The organism is Chitinibacter sp. FCG-7 (genome assembly GCF_040047665.1).
GTDB classification, from domain to species: domain Bacteria; phylum Pseudomonadota; class Gammaproteobacteria; order Burkholderiales; family Chitinibacteraceae; genus Chitinibacter; species Chitinibacter mangrovi.
Genome location: NZ_CP157355.1, coordinates 531,244 through 548,098, shown reverse-complemented (window position 1 = coordinate 548,098; position 16,855 = coordinate 531,244). Strand labels below are relative to the sequence as shown.

Sequence of the window (16,855 nt, the reverse complement as noted above, 5' to 3'; positions counted from 1 at the left end):
CTGAAAATCAATCTGAAATTGATGTTCAGAGGTATACCCCTTATTTTGCTGCGGTAATCGCTAGAATACTGCTGAAATTTCCCATAGTCCCCCTTCGATGAAGGGGGACTACTACATTTGAATCGATTTGCCGATCAGCACAGTTGCCTTACTCCCTTGTATCAGTCGCTGCTGCTCCCCTGTGTACTCAACAGCGCTGCGCAGCGCTGGCTAAGAAAAGCTTGCAGCGCTTGCACCAGCGGGCTGATCTGGCGGCGATCGGCGCATAGCAAGTTGAGCGGGGCGGCTTCGCCTTCCAAGTCGGGGCATAGGCGAATCAGGCGACCGGCCTGTAGATCTTCTGCGATATCCAATTGCGATTTGTAGGCAATCCCAAAACCGGCTACCGCCCAACGCCGCACCGCATCGCCATCGAGTGCGACCCGATCGCCGCTGACCTGAACCGATACTTCCTGCCTCTGTGCACTAAAACGCCAACGATCATATACATAGTCGCCCAGCATAAAGCACAGGCAATTGTGCTGCGCCAGATCACTGAATTGCTGCGGCGTGCCATGCCGCGCCAAGTAGGAGGGCGCGGCGCACAATACGCGGCGATTTTCACTACAGACCGGCAATGCAATCATCGCCGAATCGGGCAGGCTGCCGTAGCGCAAAGCCAGATCGACCGATTCGCGAAAAATATCAACCAGCCGATCCGAAATGGCCACGCGCAATTTGATTTGCTGGTATTGGTGTTGAAACTCATCGAGCCACGGCAGGATGACGTTGCGCCCCAGATCGGATGGTAGCGAAATTTGTAGTACACCACTGAGCTGATCGCCGGCCTGCACCGCGCGACAGCCATCTTGCAGCATTTGCACGGCGGGCAGGCAATGCTGCAAAAATACCTCACCAGCCTGGGTGAGCCGCAAGCTACGCGTCGAGCGAATAAACAGTGCGGTATTGAGCTGAGCTTCGAGCCGCTTGATGGCAATGCTGGTGGCGGCTGGGCTTAAATCAAGCAAGCGGGCGGCATCGGACAGGCTGCCGGTTTGGGCGGTGTGGATAAATATCTCAAATTCGCGCAGTAATTTCACCGCAGATCCCTCGTTACCTTCAATAAATTGTTGAAGATCTTTATCTAAATGGCAAGTTTATTAAATTTTCATCGGCTGCAATAATAGCCTCATTGCAAAATTTGATCCGTCCCCAAGGAGTTTGACTATGTTTACCCAGCTATTTAGTGCAGCTTCATTAGCGACTCACTCACTCAAAAACCGCATCGTGATGGCGCCGATGACACGTTGCCGCACCACCCAGCCGGGTGATATTCCCAACGCCTTGATGGCCGAGTATTACGCACAGCGCGTCAGCGCCGGCCTAATCATTAGTGAAGCAACGCAAATTTCGCGCCAAGGGCAGGGCTATAGCTTTACGCCAGGTATTTACACTACGGCGCAAATCAATGGATGGCGCTTGGTCACCGATGCGGTGCATGCGGCAGGGGGCAAAATCTTTTTGCAGTTGTGGCATGTGGGCCGGATGTCGCATGCGTCATTTCATGGTGGAGAAGCCCCTGTGGCCCCATCGGCCATTTTGCCGCAGGCGCAAGTGTGGGTAGCCGATGAAAGTGGCAAGGGCGCGATGGTTGATTGCCCGCTGCCGCGCGCGCTCGAAACCGCTGAAATTGCCGATATCGTCGATGATTTTCGCCGTGGAGCAGCCAATGCAATGGCCGCCGGTTTTGATGGGGTGGAGATTCACGGTGCCAATGGGTATCTGATTGATCAGTTTTTACGCACCACCTCAAATTTGCGCCAAGATCAATACGGCGGTAGCCGCGAAAACCGCGTGCGTTTCCTGCAGGAAATTACCGCGGCAGTGGTTGATGAAGTTGGTGCTGAGCGCGTCGGCGTGCGGCTAGCGCCGTTTATCACTGCCCGTGGTATGGATTGCCCTGACATTATTCCGACCATTTTACTGGCGGCCGAGCAGCTAAATAGACTAGGGATTGCTTATCTGCATTTGTCGGAGGCTGATTGGGATGATGCGCCGGTGGTGCCGCTGTCATTTCGCCAGCAATTGCGCAATACCTTTACTGGCGCATTGATTGTGGCCGGTGGCTACACGCCAGAAAAGGCCGAGTTGATTTTGAGCCAAAGTCTGGCCGATCTGGTGGCCTTTGGCCGCCCCTTTATTGCTAACCCTGATTTTCCGCGCCGCATTGCCACTGGACAGTCGTTGGCGCAACTGGATGGCGCAACGCTATTTGGCGGTAATGCTAAGGGCTACACCGACTATCCCGCAGCGACTTAATTCCACTTAATCCATCCATTGCAGCTCCCCCACGGCCTTGATGGCCGTGCGGGCGGGCTATTGCCCAAAATTTTAGGAGATCACCATGAAAGCCATTGCCTACCAAACTGCTCACCCGCTGACTGTCGAGCTGGGTTTGCAAGATATTGATTTACCAGTACCGCGCCCAGAAGGTCGAGAACTATTGATCGAAGTACAAGCCGTATCGGTCAACCCGGTTGATACCAAGATTCGTAATGGGGTGAACGCGCCAGACGGCGCATGGAAAGTGCTGGGTTGGGATGCCACCGGCGTGGTGACCGCCGTCGGGCCGCAGGCGAGTTTGTTTCAGGTCGGTGATCGGGTCTGGTACGCCGGTGATATTTCGCGCCAAGGTAGTAATGCGCAATACCAAACGGTGGATGAGCGGATTGTCGGCCGTATGCCGAGCAGCCTAGATTTCGCTGCCGCCGCAGCCTTGCCATTAACCGCGATTACCGCGTGGGAAATGCTGTTTGATCGCCTGCAAATTGCCCATTCTTCAAGTTCTTCAACACCGAGCGAGCAGCAATTGCTGATTATTGGTGCGGCGGGCGGCGTAGGCTCGGTGATGATTCAATTGGCGCGCCAATTAACGGGCCTGACGATTATTGCCACCGCTTCACGGCCCGAAACCCAGCAATGGGTGCGGGATTTGGGCGCGCATCATGTGATCGATCACCGCCTGCCGCTGAGCGAAGAGCTGCAGCGCATTGGCATCCCGCAGGTCACACACATTGTTAGCCTGAATCAGACCGAACAGCATTTACCGCAGATTCTGGAGAGCATCGCACCGCAGGGCCATTTTGGTTTGATCGACGATCCACGGGTGCTCGATGTGATGCCGTTCAAACGTAAAAGCGTGGCGATTCACTGGGAACTGATGTTTACCCGCTCGCTGTACCAAACCGCCGATATGATCGAGCAGCATCATTTGCTCAATGCGGTGGCCGATTTAATTGACCAAGGCGTGCTGCGCACCACGGTGAATGAGCAATTTGGCCTCATCAATGCAGAAAATCTTCGCCGTGCCCATGCACTACTCGAAAGGGGCCGTGTGCAAGGCAAGATTGTGCTGGCTGGGTTTTGACTGCGATTAAGTTGATTCAATGCTGCTGAACAAGAAGATAAATAAAAACCCCATACTTGCATGGGGGTTTTTTCTGGCTTGAATGGCGTGAATTTAAACCGCCTGATCGTTTGTCTCGCCAGTACGAATCCGCACTACATGCTCAACCGGGCTCACGAAAATTTTGCCGTCGCCAATTTTGCCCGTGTGCGCAGCCTTGATAATACCTTCGATTGCGGCATCGACCTGATCATCAGATAGCACAACTTCGATTTTTACTTTGGGCAGGAAATCGACCACATATTCTGCGCCGCGATACAACTCGGTATGGCCTTTCTGGCGGCCAAAACCTTTTACTTCGGTGACGGTCAGGCCAGAGATCCCCAGTTCGGACAAAGCCTCGCGCACTTCATCGAGTTTGAAAGGTTTGATAATGGCTTCGATTTTTTTCATTGCATCTTCCTTGGCGTCGATAGGGGAAACATTAGGCCGAAGTATAGCGACGTCACGCCAGCCATGCCACGCCCGGCGCAATAATCCCTGCACAATGAAGCCGCTACGCAAATCATGGGGGAAAATCAGCTGCCTGCTATTGTGTTTTTGCCCGCTCTTGCGCATAATGCGCACCTACAAGATTTTCACGGCGCAACACGGCGGTGAGATGATTGAAGTGCGAGCGTGGCGGAATTGGTAGACGCACTGGATTTAGGTTCCAGCGCCGTAAGGTGTGAGAGTTCGAGTCTCTCCGCTCGCACCAACTAGCAATAGTTGAACTTAGAGAAAAGCCCCGAAAGTCCTGGTAATTCTGGATTTTCGGGGCTTTTTTCATGCCTGAATGCAATTGTAGCCATGGACGTTGGGTTCAAAAATAAACCCAGTCGCGCTAGACGCTGACTGGGTTTTGTATGTCGTGCGTTTGTATGTTGGGCGTAGTGCGCAGTGGCTGTCGGCCTACTTAGTCGCCATGCCGTCTTTCTGGCATTTGCTCACAAAGCTGTTTTTGGCCGCGCCTGCGAGCTTTTTCTCTTTGGCTTTGGCTTCGCACTGATTGCTCACGCTGCTGGCTGCGGCGTCGTTCTCGCACTTTTTGATAAAGCTGTTTTTGGCAGCACCTGCGAGTTTTTTCTCTTTAGCCTGTCCTTCACACTGGCTAGGCATGGTGGCCATGTCTTTTTCACATTTGGTCAAAAAGCTGTTCTTGGCCGCGCCAGAGAGTTTTTTCTCAGCCGCTTGTGATGCACATACTTCGGTGGGTGAAGGGGCGGCAAGGGCGCTGCCAATCGATAGAACGGTGAAGGCGAGCAGTGCGAGTGATTTTTTCATGAGCAATTTCCACCTGGCTGGGATGTAAAGCGCCACTATAGCACCCGCTGTGAGCTATCTTGGCAGATTTGAGCGTGGTTGTGGGCCGGATGCGACTGCTGGCTCGGCCTGACAAGCCGTGGTGCTGAACCGATTCAATGGATGGGCTTGGTAGGTGATTTTTGCCGCGTGAATTGGGCTTGAAGATGAGCTTTTTTTCGCCGGATTATCTGACTTGTTGCCAACAAAAACCTTCCGGTTTGGTCTTGGTGTCGGCATTCTTTTGTGTTAAATTCGCCATCTTTGGTTTGTATGGCTGTTGAGGCTGGATTGATGCGCGCTGCCATTGGCGTTTGCGCATAGCGCTGCTGAATGCACCGAATGTGCCTGATTTGCAGCCGATCTACAGCCCTTGCTGTCGAACGTTTTCAAATATAAGAAATATCCAAGTCTATTGCCGGGTGATCCCATCCGGAACACCTGTGAGGAATATCTGGTCATGCAAGCACAATTGGAAACTTTGAGCGCCCTTGAGCGTCGCCTGTCAATTGCCGTTCCACGTGAAGAAATCAGCAAGCAAGTTGATGCACGCCTGAAACGTGTAGCTAAAACAGCCAAAATCGACGGTTTCCGTCCAGGTAAAGCGCCTTTGAAAGTGGTTTTCCAGACCTACGGTTTCCGCATTCAGGAAGAAGTATTGGGTGAAACAGTAGAGCGCAGCTTCGGTGAAGCTGTAGTCGCGCAAAATCTGCAAGTTGCGGGCTACCCACGTTTCGAGCCAAAAGAAACTGCCGAAGGCGGTGACTTTGAATTTGCGGCAACGTTTGAAGTTTATCCAGAAGTTCAACTGGGCGATTTGACGGGTGTTGAGTTGCAAAAACCAACGCTGACTGTGGGCGACGCTGAAGTTGATCAAACCGTGAACATCCTGCGCAGCCAGCGTACCCGTTACGAGCGCGTAGAGCGTGCCGCGGCTGATGGCGATCGCGTGATTATCGATTTCAAAGGTTCGATTGACGGCGAAGTATTCGCTGGTGGTTCTTCAGAAAACTACGCTTTCCTGATCGGTAAAGGTCAGATGCTGCCAGACTTCGAGGCGGGTGTGGTTGGCATGGAAGAAGGTGAAACGAAAGACGTTACCGTTAATTTCCCTGCTGAATACCACGGTAAAGACGTTGCAGGCAAAACTGCCGTGTTCGCCATCACTGTGAAAAACGTGGCTGCTGCAATCTTGCCAGAAGTCGATGCTGAATTTGCCAAGAGCCTGGGCATTGCCGATGGCGATGTAGCCAAAATGCGCGCTGAAGTGAAAGCCAATCTGGAGCGTGAAGTGCGCTTCCGTTTGAAATCACGCGTTAAAGAATCTGCTTTGACTGCCGTGATCGACGCGACGCCAATCGAGCTGCCAAAATCACTGGTTTCTATGGAAATCGGCCGTCTGGTTGAAGGCGCGCAAGGCGACTTGAAAGCCCGCGGTATCGATCCAGCGACCGTGCCGTTCAACCCTGCGCTGTTTGAAGCGCAAGCCAAACGCCGCGTTCACCTTGGCCTGACTTTGTCTGAGCTGGTTAAAGCTGAGAAACTGGAAGCAACACCAGAACAAGTGAAAGCCATCGTTGAAGATCTGGCACAAAACTACGAAGATCCGGCTGAAGTTGTGGCTTGGTACTACGCTAGCCCAGAGCGTCTGGCTGCGCCAACCAATATGGCTTTGGAAGACAATGTGGTTGAGTTCGTACTGTCAAAAGCAAAAGTAACAGAACAAGCCGTTGCTTTTGACGAATTGATGGGTCAGCAATAAGCTTGAGCTTTAAGCAATTCATTTAGGGGTAGGGTGTCTGATATGGAATTTGATCCGCAAAATATTGGTTTGGTGCCGATGGTCGTTGAACAAAGCGGCCGTGGTGAGCGTGCATACGATATTTATTCACGCTTGCTCAAAGAGCGGGTCATTTTTCTGGTCGGGCCGGTCAATGACCAGATGGCCAATCTGATCGTGGCGCAGTTGTTGTTCCTTGAATCAGAAAACCCGGATAAGGACATCTCCCTCTATATCAATTCGCCAGGTGGTTCGGTGACGGCGGGTATGGCCATTTATGACACGATGAAGTTCATCAAGCCGGATGTCTCAACGCTGTGCGTAGGGATGGCTGCTTCGATGGGCGCCTTCCTGTTGTCGGGTGGCACCAAGGGCAAGCGTTTTTCTCTGCCTAATTCGCGCATCATGATCCACCAGCCGCTGATTGGCGGTCTGCAAGGTCAGGCGTCGGACATTGAAATCCATGCGCGTGAATTGCTGAAAACCAAGCGCACCCTCAATGAGTTGCTGGCCAACCATACAGGCCAAAGCCTGGAAACGATTGAACGTGATACCGACCGCGATAACTTCATGAATGCCGACGAAGCGCAAGCTTACGGCCTCGTGGATCAGGTACTGGTATCGCGAGCTGCACTGGCAGGTTAATTCCTGAGTCAGATATATTGAGGCCGCCAGCATCACTGGCGGCTTTTTCTTCTCTAATTGTTTCTGCTTGTTTTGAAATTCGGAAATAGCTGTGTATGTCTGATAAATCTAGCGATAAACTCCTGTATTGTTCATTTTGCGGCAAGAGCCAGCACGAGGTGCAAAAACTCATTGCCGGTCCGCAAGTGTTTATTTGCAATGAATGTATTGAGTTGTGCACCGATGTAATTCGTGAAGAATCCGAACAAGTCGGCGAAATTAGCCCGCAAACTCCGGATGGCAAGCGTTTGCCCTTACCGACTGAGATTCGCGATGTACTCAATCAATACGTAGTCGGTCAGGAAAGAGCCAAAAAGATTCTGGCGGTTGCGGTGTACAACCATTACAAACGGCTATCGACCAAAGGCCGTGGCGCTGATGGTGAAGTTGAGCTGGCCAAATCCAATATCCTGCTGATCGGCCCAACCGGCTCGGGTAAAACCTTGCTGGCGCAAACCATGGCCAAAACGCTGGATGTGCCGTTTGTGATTGCCGATGCCACCACGCTGACCGAGGCGGGTTACGTGGGTGAAGACGTTGAGCACATTATTGCCAAGCTGTTGGCGCAGTGCGATTACGACGTTGAGAAAGCCCAGCGCGGCATTGTGTACCTCGATGAAGTCGATAAAATTGCCCGCAAATCGGAAAATCCGTCGATTACCCGTGATGTGTCGGGCGAAGGCGTGCAGCAAGCCTTGCTCAAATTGATCGAAGGCACAGTCGCTTCGGTGCCGCCGCACGGTGGCCGCAAACACCCGAATCAGGATATGCCCAAGGTTGATACGACCAATATTCTGTTCATCTGCGGTGGTGCATTTGAAGGCTTGGACAAGATTATCCGCAATCGCTCTGTCAAAGGCGGCATTGGTTTTGGCGCTGAAGTGAGTAGCAGGGATGAAAGCAAAACCATCGGGGCTTTATTGCATCAAGTTGAGCCTGATGATTTGATCCGCTTTGGTTTGATCCCTGAATTTGTCGGTCGTTTGCCGGTCGTGGCCACGTTGGCCGAGCTTGATGAAGCGGCGCTGATCTCGATTCTGACCGAGCCGAAAAACGCCTTGATCAAGCAATACCAGAAATTGTTCGAGATGGAAGACGTCGAACTGGAAATTGGTGCCGAAGCCCTGCTGGCGATTGCCAAAAAAGCCATGGAGCGCAAAACCGGCGCCCGCGGCTTGCGCTCTATCGTTGAGCAAACGCTGCTCGATACGATGTTTGAATTGCCTGCAATGGAAGGCATTGCCAAAGTCGTGGTGACGCCGGAAGTGATTGCTGGCCAGTCTCAACCAGAGTATGTGCCTGTAGCCATTGAAAAGACTGCCGAGTAAGGCTATACCCCACGCCCAGCCATAATCGTTGATCGATTATGGCTGGGCGTATGTTTTTTTGTGCAGCGATTGAATTAATCGCTGCTTGACCGCATATTATTCCTATATCCTCGATCAGGTCATAACACAATGTCCGAACACTCATTACTACCCGCAGAATCAACCTCATTCCCCGTCCTGCCATTGCGCGATGTGGTTGTATTCCCGCATATGGTGATTCCATTGTTCGTGGGACGCCCCAAATCAATTAAAGCACTCGAAGCCGCGATGGAGTCGGGCAAGCACATCTTGCTGGTGGCGCAAAAAAATGCGGCCAAGGATGAGCCCAGCTTTGCCGATATTTACCCGATTGGCACGGTGGCGACGGTATTGCAATTGCTAAAATTGCCCGATGGCACCGTCAAAGTACTGGTTGAAGGCTTGCAACGTGCGGTGGTCGAAGAGTTGCTGGACGACGACGGTTTTTATCGTGTGACGGCAACGCCACAAGCGCCAGCGCCGGAAGACAGCAACGAAACCGAAGCGATGCGCCGTACTTTGCTGGCACAGTTTGATCAGTATGTAAAACTGAATAAAAAAATCCCGCCAGAAATCTTGTCCTCATTGGCCGGAATTGAAACTGCTGGTCGTCTGGCTGATACTGTGGCAGCTCACTTGCCGCTCAAGCTTGAGCAAAAGCAATCCGTGCTGGAAATGGAAGACGTTGCTGCGCGGATGGATCATTTGCTCAAACAGCTCGAATCCGAGCTCGATATCTTGCAAGTGGAAAAACGCATCCGTGGCCGTGTGAAACGTCAGATGGAGAAAAGTCAGCGCGAGTATTATCTGAATGAGCAAGTTAAAGCCATCCAGAAAGAGCTGGGCGAACTCGATGAAAACGCCGATCTGGACGAGCTGGAAAAGCGCATCAAAACTGCCGGTATGAGCAAAGAGGCGCGCGAAAAAACCGAAGGCGAGCTGAAAAAGCTGCGCATGATGTCTCCGATGTCGGCCGAAGCGACGGTGGTGCGTAACTATATCGACACCATTTTGGCCTTGCCGTGGAAGAAAAAAACCAAGATCAGCAAAGACTTGGCCGAAGCTGATACGGTGCTCGATGCCGATCACTATGGTCTGGAAAAGGTCAAAGAACGGATTGTTGAGTACCTCGCAGTACAGACCCGTGTTGAAAAACTCAAAGGCCCGATTTTGTGCCTGGTAGGCCCGCCAGGGGTGGGTAAAACCTCGCTGGGCGAGAGCATTGCCCGCGCTACTAATCGCAAGTTTGTGCGCATGGCCTTGGGTGGCGTACGCGATGAGGCTGAAATCCGTGGCCATCGCCGTACTTACATCGGCTCGATGCCAGGCAAAATCTTGCAGAGCATGACCAAGGTCGGCGTGAAAAACCCGCTGTTCTTGTTGGATGAAGTGGATAAGCTCGGTAGCGACTTCCGTGGTGATCCATCGTCGGCCTTGCTTGAGGTGCTCGATCCCGAACAAAACCATTCGTTTAGCGATCACTATCTCGAAGTTGATTATGATTTATCGGACGTGATGTTTGTGGCCACGGCTAATTCACTGAATATCCCTGCGCCATTATTGGATCGGATGGAGATTATTCGTCTATCGGGTTACACCGAGGACGAAAAAGTGAATATCGCGCTGAAATACCTCGTGCCTAAGCAGATGAAGAACAATGGTGTGGCTGAGGGAGAATTGCAGATTGCTGATACCGCAGTACGCGACATTATCCGCTACTACACCCGCGAAGCCGGTGTGCGTAGCCTTGATCGCGAAATCGCCAAGCTGTGCCGCAAAGTGGTCAAAGCCCTGCTGCTGAAACCATCTGATAAGAAAGTGGTGATTAATGCGAAGAATCTGGATAAATACCTGGGTGTTCATCGTTATGACTTTGGCGTTGCCGAGCAGAAAAACCAGATCGGTCAGGTAACTGGTTTGGCGTGGACGGAAGTGGGCGGTGAATTGCTGACGATTGAGACGGTGAAATTGCCGGGTAAAGGCAAAATGATCCAGACTGGTAAGCTCGGCGACGTAATGCAAGAGTCGATCCAGGCTGCGCTGTCGGTGGTGCGTTCACGCGCGGTGAGCTTGGGGATTGATCCCGAGTTCTACCAGAAAAACGATATGCATATCCACTTGCCTGAAGGTGCGACGCCGAAAGACGGCCCGTCGGCGGGTATTGGCATAGCGACGGCGCTGACATCGGTGTTGACGGGTATACCCGTCCGTTGCGATGTGGCGATGACCGGTGAAATTACGCTGCGTGGCGAAGTCTTGCCCATCGGTGGCTTGAAGGAAAAACTGCTGGCGGCCCACCGTGGTGGCATCAAGCAGGTACTGATTCCGGAAGGAAACGTCAAAGACTTGATCGAAATACCGGAAAATGTGAAGCGAGGCCTTGCTATTCATCCGGTCAAGTGGTTTGATGAGGTGTTGGCCTACGCGCTTGAACGCATGCCAGTTGCAACACCTGCCGACACCCCGGCAGATGAAGCCATTGCCGGGACAAACGTTGATACAAACCAACACAGTCTCAAGCATTAATTGACACTTATTTTGCGGTCTTGATATAAACATCAAGCAATGCACCAACCAGATTCATCTAATCAAAATAGAAAGGGGATGTAAGTGAATAAATCGGAACTCATCGATGCAATCGCTGAATCAGCAGGTCTGTCTAAAGCTGCTGCTGGCAAAGCGCTGGATGCAACCGTAGAAGCGATCTCCAACGCGCTTAAAAGCGGTCAGGAAGTGACGCTGGTTGGTTTTGGTTCTTTCTACGTTTCAGAACGTGAAGAGCGCACTGGTCGTAATCCACGCACTGGCGAGTCAATCAAGATCGCTGCTGCTAAACAGCCAAAATTCCGCGCTGGCAAATCGTTGAAAGACGCAGTTCAATAATTGAATTGTCGAGCTGGGTCAGCGCACCATCGTTGCTGATCCGCTGATTGGAGTGGTAGTTCAGTTGGTTAGAATACCGGCCTGTCACGCCGGGGGTCGCGGGTTCGAGTCCCGTCCACTCCGCCAAAATCTCAAGGGCAAACGTCAAGTTTGCCCTTTTGTTTTATGCGCAGAATATTGCTTCTCTTACAGACATAAGTCATGCAATCTGGCATGATAACGCGCACATAAAGCAGGAGTTCGTCGTTCATGTTTGATTTTGTACACAATAATAAAACCGCTGTTCAGGTAATTCTGGGTCTGATTTCTGTCGGTCTCGTTGTCGGTATTGGCTTTAGTGGCTATGAAGCGATGGGGCAGGGCGACGACTATCTGGCTAAAGTGGGCAAGTCGCGGATCACTGAGCGTGAGCTGGCGCAGGCCATTGGCAATCAGGCTGTGCCAGATGAAATGAAGCCGATGGTTATCGAACAACTGGTTCGTCAGCAGTTGCTACAGGAAAAAGCCCGCGAGCTGCGCCTCGCTGTGCCCGATGCTGTATTGCGCGACGCCATTGCGGCCATTCCTGCATTTCAGGTCGATGGCAAGTTTGATGCCAAGCGCTATCAGGAAATGCTGGCCTCACAACAAATGTCTCCTGCCCAGTTTGAAGAGAAAGTTAAGCAAGACCTGATTTTGCGCCAGCTGATGGATGGCGTGATGCAGACCGGTTTCGTGTCAAATTCACAGATGCAGCGTCTTAATACCCTGATGGGCGAGAAGCGCGAAGTCTCTTCTGCTGTTCTGTCTCCAGAACTATACCTGTCCCAAGTGACCGTGAGTGACGCTGAAATCAAGCAATACTACGATGCGAATCAGGCGCAATTTAAATCGCCTGACCGGGTTAAGCTTGAATACGTCACTTTCTCGCAGGCTGATCTGGCTGCGCAGCAAGTGGTGAGCGATGCCGAAATTCAGAAATACTTTGACGAGCATAAAGCTGATATTGCCAAAGAAGAACGCAAAGTCAGCCACATCCTGCTCAATGCAGCCAAAGAGATGAAAGCCGAAGAAAAAGCCAAGGTGCGTGCGCAGGCTGAACAGATTCTGGCCGAAGTGAAGAAAAATCCGGCGCAATTTGCCACGCTGGCCAAGGCCAAGTCACAGGACCCTGGCTCAGCGGCCAATGGCGGTGATCTGGGCTTTTTCGCTAAGGGGGCAATGGTTAAGCCTTTTGAAGATGCGGCCTTTAAAATGAGCAAAGGTCAGATTAGCGGGATTGTTGAAACCAATTTTGGTTTTCACATCCTGAAACTTGATGATATCAAGGGCGCCAATTTTGCCGATCTGAAGCCTCAAATCGAACAGCAGTTGAAACTGGAAAAAGCCCAGGCTGCATTCCAGTCTCAATCAGAAAAATTCAGCGAAATCGTCTATCAGCAGGCAGATAGTTTGAAGCCGGTGGCTGATGCGCTGAAGTTGAAGATCGAACAAAGTGGCTGGGTAACTCGCACAGCGGCTCAAGAGCCTCAGCTCAATAACCCGAAATTGCTTGAAGCTGCATTTACTGATGATGTGCTAAAGAAAAAGCACAATTCAGAAGCGATTGAAGTGGGCCGTGGCCAGCTGGTTTCTGTACGTGTGTTGGCCTTCCAGCCTACTCAGACTCAGCCATTGGCCGATGTCTCTGCCGGTATTGTGAGCAAACTCAAGCAGGAAAAAGCCCTCAAGCTGGCTGCTACGGATGGCGAAGCCAAGCTCAAAGCACTGAATTCGGGGGCTCAAGTGGCACTGGCATGGGGTGAGGCACAGGCTTTGAGCCGTATTGCTGCACCTGAGGTGGCCGAGGGTGATTTGAAAGCCATTTTCAAGGTTGATAGCAGTAAACAGCAGGCCTATGTGGGCGCTAATGTAGCTGGCAAGGGCTATGTGATTTACAAAGTGGGCAAAACCATCCCGGCGCCTGCGTTGAGTGCTGAGAATAAATTCAAGATGGATGAAAATTTGTCCAGAATGTATGGTCAGGTTGAATTGTCGGCTTATCTGGATGCCATCAAGAAAGACATCAAGGTGCAATACAGCAAACAATTGGCCAAAAAGGCCGAGTGATCGCTCGCCAAATAAAAAAACCGGCTAAAAGCCGGTTTTTTTATTTGGGCGCCCAGTCCGGGCTGGCCTGCCTTAAATACGCGTCCAGACCAGCCTGAGCTTCTTCGTGTGATCGTATGTGAGCCATGCGGTGCGCGGTGTCCGACAGCATGGCGTCATCGATTGGGCGGTGCTCAACCGAGGTGATAAAGCGTTTGGCTGCGGTTAGCGCATGCGGGCTATTGTGCAAAATAGTACGAACCCATTGTGCCACCTGTTCGCTTACTTCCTCATCGCTGGCAGGGCATTCATGAATCAGGCCCAGGCCTTGTGCGGCTGCGGGGCTAAAACGCTCCGTGCTCAGAAAATAGCGCCGCGCGGCGCTGCTCCCCATTTTATTGATGACATACGGGCCAAACACCGCAGGGATCAGTCCCAAGCGGGTATCGGGTATACAAAACCAGCTCTCTGGTGAGCAGACGGCCATATCGCAGCAGGAAATCAGTCCAATACCCATCCCAATGGCTGGCCCGTTAATATGGGCGATGGTTGGAATTGGCAGGCGATCCAGCGTGCGCAGCAGGTGGGCAATGTGCAGTGCATCTTCAAAATTATGATCGGGCCCGGCTTGGCTGCCTTTGAGCATCCACTGATGGTCTGTGCCGGCGCAGAAAAAACGGCCGGTGCCAGTTAAAACCAGCACCCGGGCATCGGGGTTCTGGCTGATGGCGGCTAGCGTGGCCGTCAGCTCGGCCACCATGATTTCATTGATTGCATTGCATACTTCGGGGCGAATCAGCCGGAGGGTAACGACGCCTGTGCTGCTCATTTGACAGTCGATCGTATCACTCATTGTCCGGCTCCTTGACGTAGTTTTCATGCGTTTTTGTTGCACTGCACCTATGGTTTAGTGCAAAAACAAACGCTTAGCCAGCGTAAAATGAATTCCTGAACTGATTGCCTGATCCAAGTTCAAGAAAGGTTGGAACTGGCTGGCGATAAGGCGTAAAATCCACCGCCTTATTGGCTGAACAATAAGACTCTCGGAGAGACTGGCATGCATGATCTCACACCCCTTCATCACCCGTCGCAGGACTCACGCAATATTGCAGTGCTGGTCTATTTGCTCACGATTTTCTTCAGCTTTATTCCTGGGCTTGTCATCTATGTATTGAAAAAAGATGATGAGTTTATGTTTGATGCAGGCAAGGAAGCCCTGAACTGGTCGATCACCCTGATGCTAGTGAGTTTGGTCCTGGGCTGGATACCTATCCTGGGTTGGTTGTTGGTGCTGGTGCTCTGGTTCTGCAATGTCATTTGCAGTGTGCTGGGTGCTCTGAACGCCAGTAAAGGCATATATTACCGTTATCCATTTGCTTTGCGTCTGATTGCTTGATGAAGTATCTTTTTCTGCTGGTTTGCTGCTTTGCCACCAGCCATTTTGCTTTGGCGGCTTCGGCGCCTTTGGGTAAGTCTGGCCTGAAAGGGCAATACTTTGCGCCTGATCGCCAGCAGGCGCCTGCTGTTATCCTGATGCATGGTTGTGGCGGTCTGTATGCGCGTGATCAGCAGTTGGCCATTCGTTACGCACGCATGAGTAGCCAGCTGCAGGAGCTCAACTTTGGCGTGCTACTGCTCGATGATGCTGGGCGGCGTAAGCAGCCATGCGCACTGCAGAGCATCAAGCAGCAGAAAGCCGAAATGCGGCGCAGAGCAAACAATTTGCAACGTGCCGTGAAGTGGCTGAAGCAGCGGCGCGAAATTGACCCCAACCGGATCGCTGTGGTCGGCTGGGATAGCGGAGCTAGCGCTGCACTGGCGCTGCTGGGCCGGAAAAATCCGGGCCTGCGCTCGGCTGCGGTGTTTTATCCCAATTGCCGACTTTTGCTGGGCGCTGATTTTCGCGTTGCGGCACCTACTTTGTTGTTGGCCGGACAGCAGGATGGCTTGACGCCCATTGAGCAATGTACCGAGCTGAGCATGGTGTCAGGGCAGAGCCTGTTTCATCTGGTTAGCTACCCGCAGGCGCGGCATGATTTTGATCTGATGCTCGATAATCTGGAGCACGAGGCCTTGAATCTGCCTGCCAATCACCTGGCACTGGAAGACATTGCCGATCCCGAGGCCGCGCAAGATGCGTGGCGACGCACTTATAAATGGCTCTCACGCTGGTTTGACCCCGCGCGGAGCATCGAAGGCGTGCCACCGCGAACATTTCAAGCCAATCAGTAATCAGCCGCAGATCTTTATTGGCGGCTCAAGGCTCTCCCCAGCGCAACAAAATCCCTGTATTGCGATCTCTCTTAGATTAATCCGGGCATCTGTGCGCTGGCCGCCCACCGTGGCAGAAGGCTGCGCAATTTATTGTGCTGATTCAATAGTGCAGCGGCAGAAATGCATTAAAATAGCGGCTTGAATTCAGGAGCGAATACACAATGAGCAATACCGACTATTCAGCGATTTTGTCTGGCGCACAAGGTGTCAGTATCAAGTCATCGGCTGATTGTTTTACCCATACTGGCGAAGGCCTGCCCGTGGTGGTCGTTGAGAATGCGCTGTGCTCGGCCATTTTTACGCTGCAGGGTGCTCATTTGCTGTCATTTGTCCCTGCTGCTGGGGAAGAGATTTTATGGTTATCACCACTGGCTCATTTTGAGCAGGGCAAGGCGGTGCGTGGCGGTATTCCACTGTGTCTACCGTGGTTTGGCGGTCATCCGGATGGCCTGCAGTCACATGGTTTTGCGCGCACTAGCGACTGGGTATTGGAGCAAGTGAGCAATCAGGCCGATGGCTCAACCTTGCTGATCGTTAGCCTCAGCAGCAATGCTGGCACACTGGCGATGTGGCCTCATGAATTCCGCTTTGAGCTGCAGATTGAAGTGGGCCGTGAGCTGAAGCTGACCTTGAATGTTGACAATCTGAGTAATACCCCCGCCCCGTTTACCTACGCATTTCATACCTACTTTGCGGTTGCGGACTATACCCTGTCCCCGATTCAGGGTCTGGAAAACCTGACTTACGTTGATACCATCGGCGAAATCACCCGCCGTTATCAGGCCGAAACGCTGCAATTATCAGGTGCGACCGACCGTGTGTATCTTGATGTGCCTGAGCTGCAAACCATTATTGATGGCGCGCGCCAGATTAAAATTAGTAGCTCAGCGCATAGCGCGATTGTTTGGAATCCGGGCGATCATGCCGACAAAATGCAGGATGTGCTTGAGCACCGTCAGCAATTTGTCTGCGTTGAGCGCGGAGATGTCTTTGACAATGCGCTCACGATTGCACCTCACTCGCGCTTTAGCGCGGTGATGACGCTGTCCGAAGTGCGTTAAGCGGCTTTTTTTCGACCATTGATAGTTAAAAACG

The 16,855-nt window shown here is 52.2% G+C and carries 15 protein-coding genes and 2 tRNA genes; 13 read left to right on the top strand and 4 right to left on the bottom strand.

Annotated features, from left to right (window positions below; genetic code table 11):
* Window positions 1–161: 161 nt before the first annotated feature.
* Entirely contained in the window at window positions 162–1,079 is a 918-nt protein-coding gene (locus ABHF33_RS02540; RefSeq protein WP_348945489.1) for a LysR family transcriptional regulator, read from the bottom strand.
* 127 nt (window positions 1,080–1,206) lie between these two features.
* On the opposite strand from ABHF33_RS02540, the gene ABHF33_RS02535 reads away from it, so the two are divergent.
* Window positions 1,207–2,298, top strand: a complete 1,092-nt coding sequence (locus tag ABHF33_RS02535) for an alkene reductase (protein ID WP_348945488.1) — start codon at window positions 1,207–1,209, stop codon at window positions 2,296–2,298.
* An 85-nt stretch (window positions 2,299–2,383) separates the two neighbouring features.
* Window positions 2,384–3,406: a zinc-binding alcohol dehydrogenase family protein gene (locus ABHF33_RS02530; protein ID WP_348945487.1), complete on the top strand. Its 1,023-nt coding sequence runs from the start codon at window positions 2,384–2,386 to the stop codon at window positions 3,404–3,406.
* A 93-nt stretch (window positions 3,407–3,499) separates the two neighbouring features.
* Here ABHF33_RS02530 and ABHF33_RS02525 read toward each other — a convergent pair whose 3' ends face one another.
* On the bottom strand, window positions 3,500–3,838 hold the full coding sequence (locus ABHF33_RS02525; RefSeq protein WP_027469387.1) for a P-II family nitrogen regulator: 339 nt from the start codon (window positions 3,836–3,838) through the stop codon (window positions 3,500–3,502).
* A gap of 219 nt (window positions 3,839–4,057) precedes the next feature.
* On the opposite strand from ABHF33_RS02525, the gene ABHF33_RS02520 reads away from it, so the two are divergent.
* Window positions 4,058–4,142, top strand: a tRNA-Leu gene (locus ABHF33_RS02520).
* Window positions 4,143–4,336: 194 nt separating this feature from the next.
* Here ABHF33_RS02520 and ABHF33_RS02515 read toward each other — a convergent pair.
* A complete protein-coding gene (locus tag ABHF33_RS02515) occupies window positions 4,337–4,708 on the bottom strand; it encodes a hypothetical protein (RefSeq protein ID WP_348945486.1) in 372 nt (123 codons plus the stop codon).
* A gap of 478 nt (window positions 4,709–5,186) precedes the next feature.
* Between ABHF33_RS02515 and tig the strand changes: the two genes are divergently transcribed.
* From tig to ABHF33_RS02480, 7 genes are all read left to right on the top strand, one after another.
* Window positions 5,187–6,488, top strand: a complete 1,302-nt coding sequence (gene tig / locus ABHF33_RS02510; RefSeq protein WP_348945485.1) for a trigger factor — start codon at window positions 5,187–5,189, stop codon at window positions 6,486–6,488.
* 42 nt (window positions 6,489–6,530) lie between these two features.
* On the top strand, window positions 6,531–7,151 hold the full coding sequence (clpP, locus tag ABHF33_RS02505; protein ID WP_198314590.1) for an ATP-dependent Clp endopeptidase proteolytic subunit ClpP: 621 nt from the start codon (window positions 6,531–6,533) through the stop codon (window positions 7,149–7,151).
* Between the two features lie 95 nt (window positions 7,152–7,246).
* Window positions 7,247–8,518: an ATP-dependent Clp protease ATP-binding subunit ClpX gene (gene clpX / locus ABHF33_RS02500; protein WP_348945484.1), complete on the top strand. Its 1,272-nt coding sequence runs from the start codon at window positions 7,247–7,249 to the stop codon at window positions 8,516–8,518.
* 129 nt (window positions 8,519–8,647) lie between these two features.
* A complete protein-coding gene (gene lon / locus ABHF33_RS02495; protein WP_157669977.1) occupies window positions 8,648–11,062 on the top strand; it encodes an endopeptidase La in 2,415 nt (804 codons plus the stop codon).
* A gap of 84 nt (window positions 11,063–11,146) precedes the next feature.
* On the top strand, window positions 11,147–11,419 hold the full coding sequence (locus tag ABHF33_RS02490) for an HU family DNA-binding protein (RefSeq protein ID WP_028448819.1): 273 nt from the start codon (window positions 11,147–11,149) through the stop codon (window positions 11,417–11,419).
* A gap of 49 nt (window positions 11,420–11,468) precedes the next feature.
* A tRNA-Asp gene (locus tag ABHF33_RS02485) sits at window positions 11,469–11,545 on the top strand.
* Window positions 11,546–11,668: 123 nt separating this feature from the next.
* Window positions 11,669–13,507: a SurA N-terminal domain-containing protein gene (locus ABHF33_RS02480; protein ID WP_348945483.1), complete on the top strand. Its 1,839-nt coding sequence runs from the start codon at window positions 11,669–11,671 to the stop codon at window positions 13,505–13,507.
* A gap of 40 nt (window positions 13,508–13,547) precedes the next feature.
* Here the strand turns inward: ABHF33_RS02480 and ABHF33_RS02475 are convergent, their stop codons facing one another.
* Complete coding sequence (locus ABHF33_RS02475; RefSeq protein WP_348945482.1) at window positions 13,548–14,339, bottom strand: enoyl-CoA hydratase-related protein; 792 nt, start codon at window positions 14,337–14,339, stop codon at window positions 13,548–13,550.
* Between the two features lie 204 nt (window positions 14,340–14,543).
* Here ABHF33_RS02475 and ABHF33_RS02470 point away from each other — a divergent pair, with 204 nt between their 5' ends.
* The 3 genes from ABHF33_RS02470 to ABHF33_RS02460 all read left to right on the top strand — a co-directional run bounded on the left by ABHF33_RS02470 (window position 14,544) and on the right by ABHF33_RS02460 (window position 16,821).
* Complete coding sequence (locus ABHF33_RS02470; RefSeq protein ID WP_348945481.1) at window positions 14,544–14,882, top strand: DUF4870 domain-containing protein; 339 nt, start codon at window positions 14,544–14,546, stop codon at window positions 14,880–14,882.
* Window positions 14,882–15,718 carry a dienelactone hydrolase family protein gene (locus ABHF33_RS02465; RefSeq protein ID WP_348945480.1) on the top strand — a complete coding sequence of 279 codons (837 nt, stop codon included), beginning with the start codon at window positions 14,882–14,884 and terminating at the stop codon, window positions 15,716–15,718. The genes ABHF33_RS02470 and ABHF33_RS02465 overlap by 1 nt, the downstream gene beginning before the upstream one ends.
* Before the next feature lie 203 nt (window positions 15,719–15,921).
* Window positions 15,922–16,821 carry a D-hexose-6-phosphate mutarotase gene (locus tag ABHF33_RS02460; protein WP_348945479.1) on the top strand — a complete coding sequence of 300 codons (900 nt, stop codon included), beginning with the start codon at window positions 15,922–15,924 and terminating at the stop codon, window positions 16,819–16,821.
* The last annotated feature ends 34 nt before the right edge of the window (window positions 16,822–16,855 follow it).

Bases quoted from the DNA above. Each gene is read 5' to 3' on its own strand.
- ABHF33_RS02535 (WP_348945488.1), top strand. From the start codon at position 1,207: ATGTTTACCCAGCTATTTAGTGCAGCTTCATTAGCGACTCACTCACTC.
- ABHF33_RS02530 (WP_348945487.1), top strand. From the start codon at position 2,384: ATGAAAGCCATTGCCTACCAAACTGCTCACCCGCTGACTGTCGAGCTG.
- ABHF33_RS02525 (WP_027469387.1), bottom strand. From the start codon at position 3,838: ATGAAAAAAATCGAAGCCATTATCAAACCTTTCAAACTCGATGAAGTG.
- ABHF33_RS02515 (WP_348945486.1), bottom strand. From the start codon at position 4,708: ATGAAAAAATCACTCGCACTGCTCGCCTTCACCGTTCTATCGATTGGC.
- tig (WP_348945485.1), top strand. From the start codon at position 5,187: ATGCAAGCACAATTGGAAACTTTGAGCGCCCTTGAGCGTCGCCTGTCA.
- clpP (WP_198314590.1), top strand. From the start codon at position 6,531: ATGGAATTTGATCCGCAAAATATTGGTTTGGTGCCGATGGTCGTTGAA.
- clpX (WP_348945484.1), top strand. From the start codon at position 7,247: ATGTCTGATAAATCTAGCGATAAACTCCTGTATTGTTCATTTTGCGGC.
- lon (WP_157669977.1), top strand. From the start codon at position 8,648: ATGTCCGAACACTCATTACTACCCGCAGAATCAACCTCATTCCCCGTC.
- ABHF33_RS02480 (WP_348945483.1), top strand. From the start codon at position 11,669: ATGTTTGATTTTGTACACAATAATAAAACCGCTGTTCAGGTAATTCTG.
- ABHF33_RS02475 (WP_348945482.1), bottom strand. From the start codon at position 14,339: ATGAGTGATACGATCGACTGTCAAATGAGCAGCACAGGCGTCGTTACC.
- ABHF33_RS02470 (WP_348945481.1), top strand. From the start codon at position 14,544: ATGCATGATCTCACACCCCTTCATCACCCGTCGCAGGACTCACGCAAT.
- ABHF33_RS02465 (WP_348945480.1), top strand. From the start codon at position 14,882: ATGAAGTATCTTTTTCTGCTGGTTTGCTGCTTTGCCACCAGCCATTTT.
- ABHF33_RS02460 (WP_348945479.1), top strand. From the start codon at position 15,922: ATGAGCAATACCGACTATTCAGCGATTTTGTCTGGCGCACAAGGTGTC.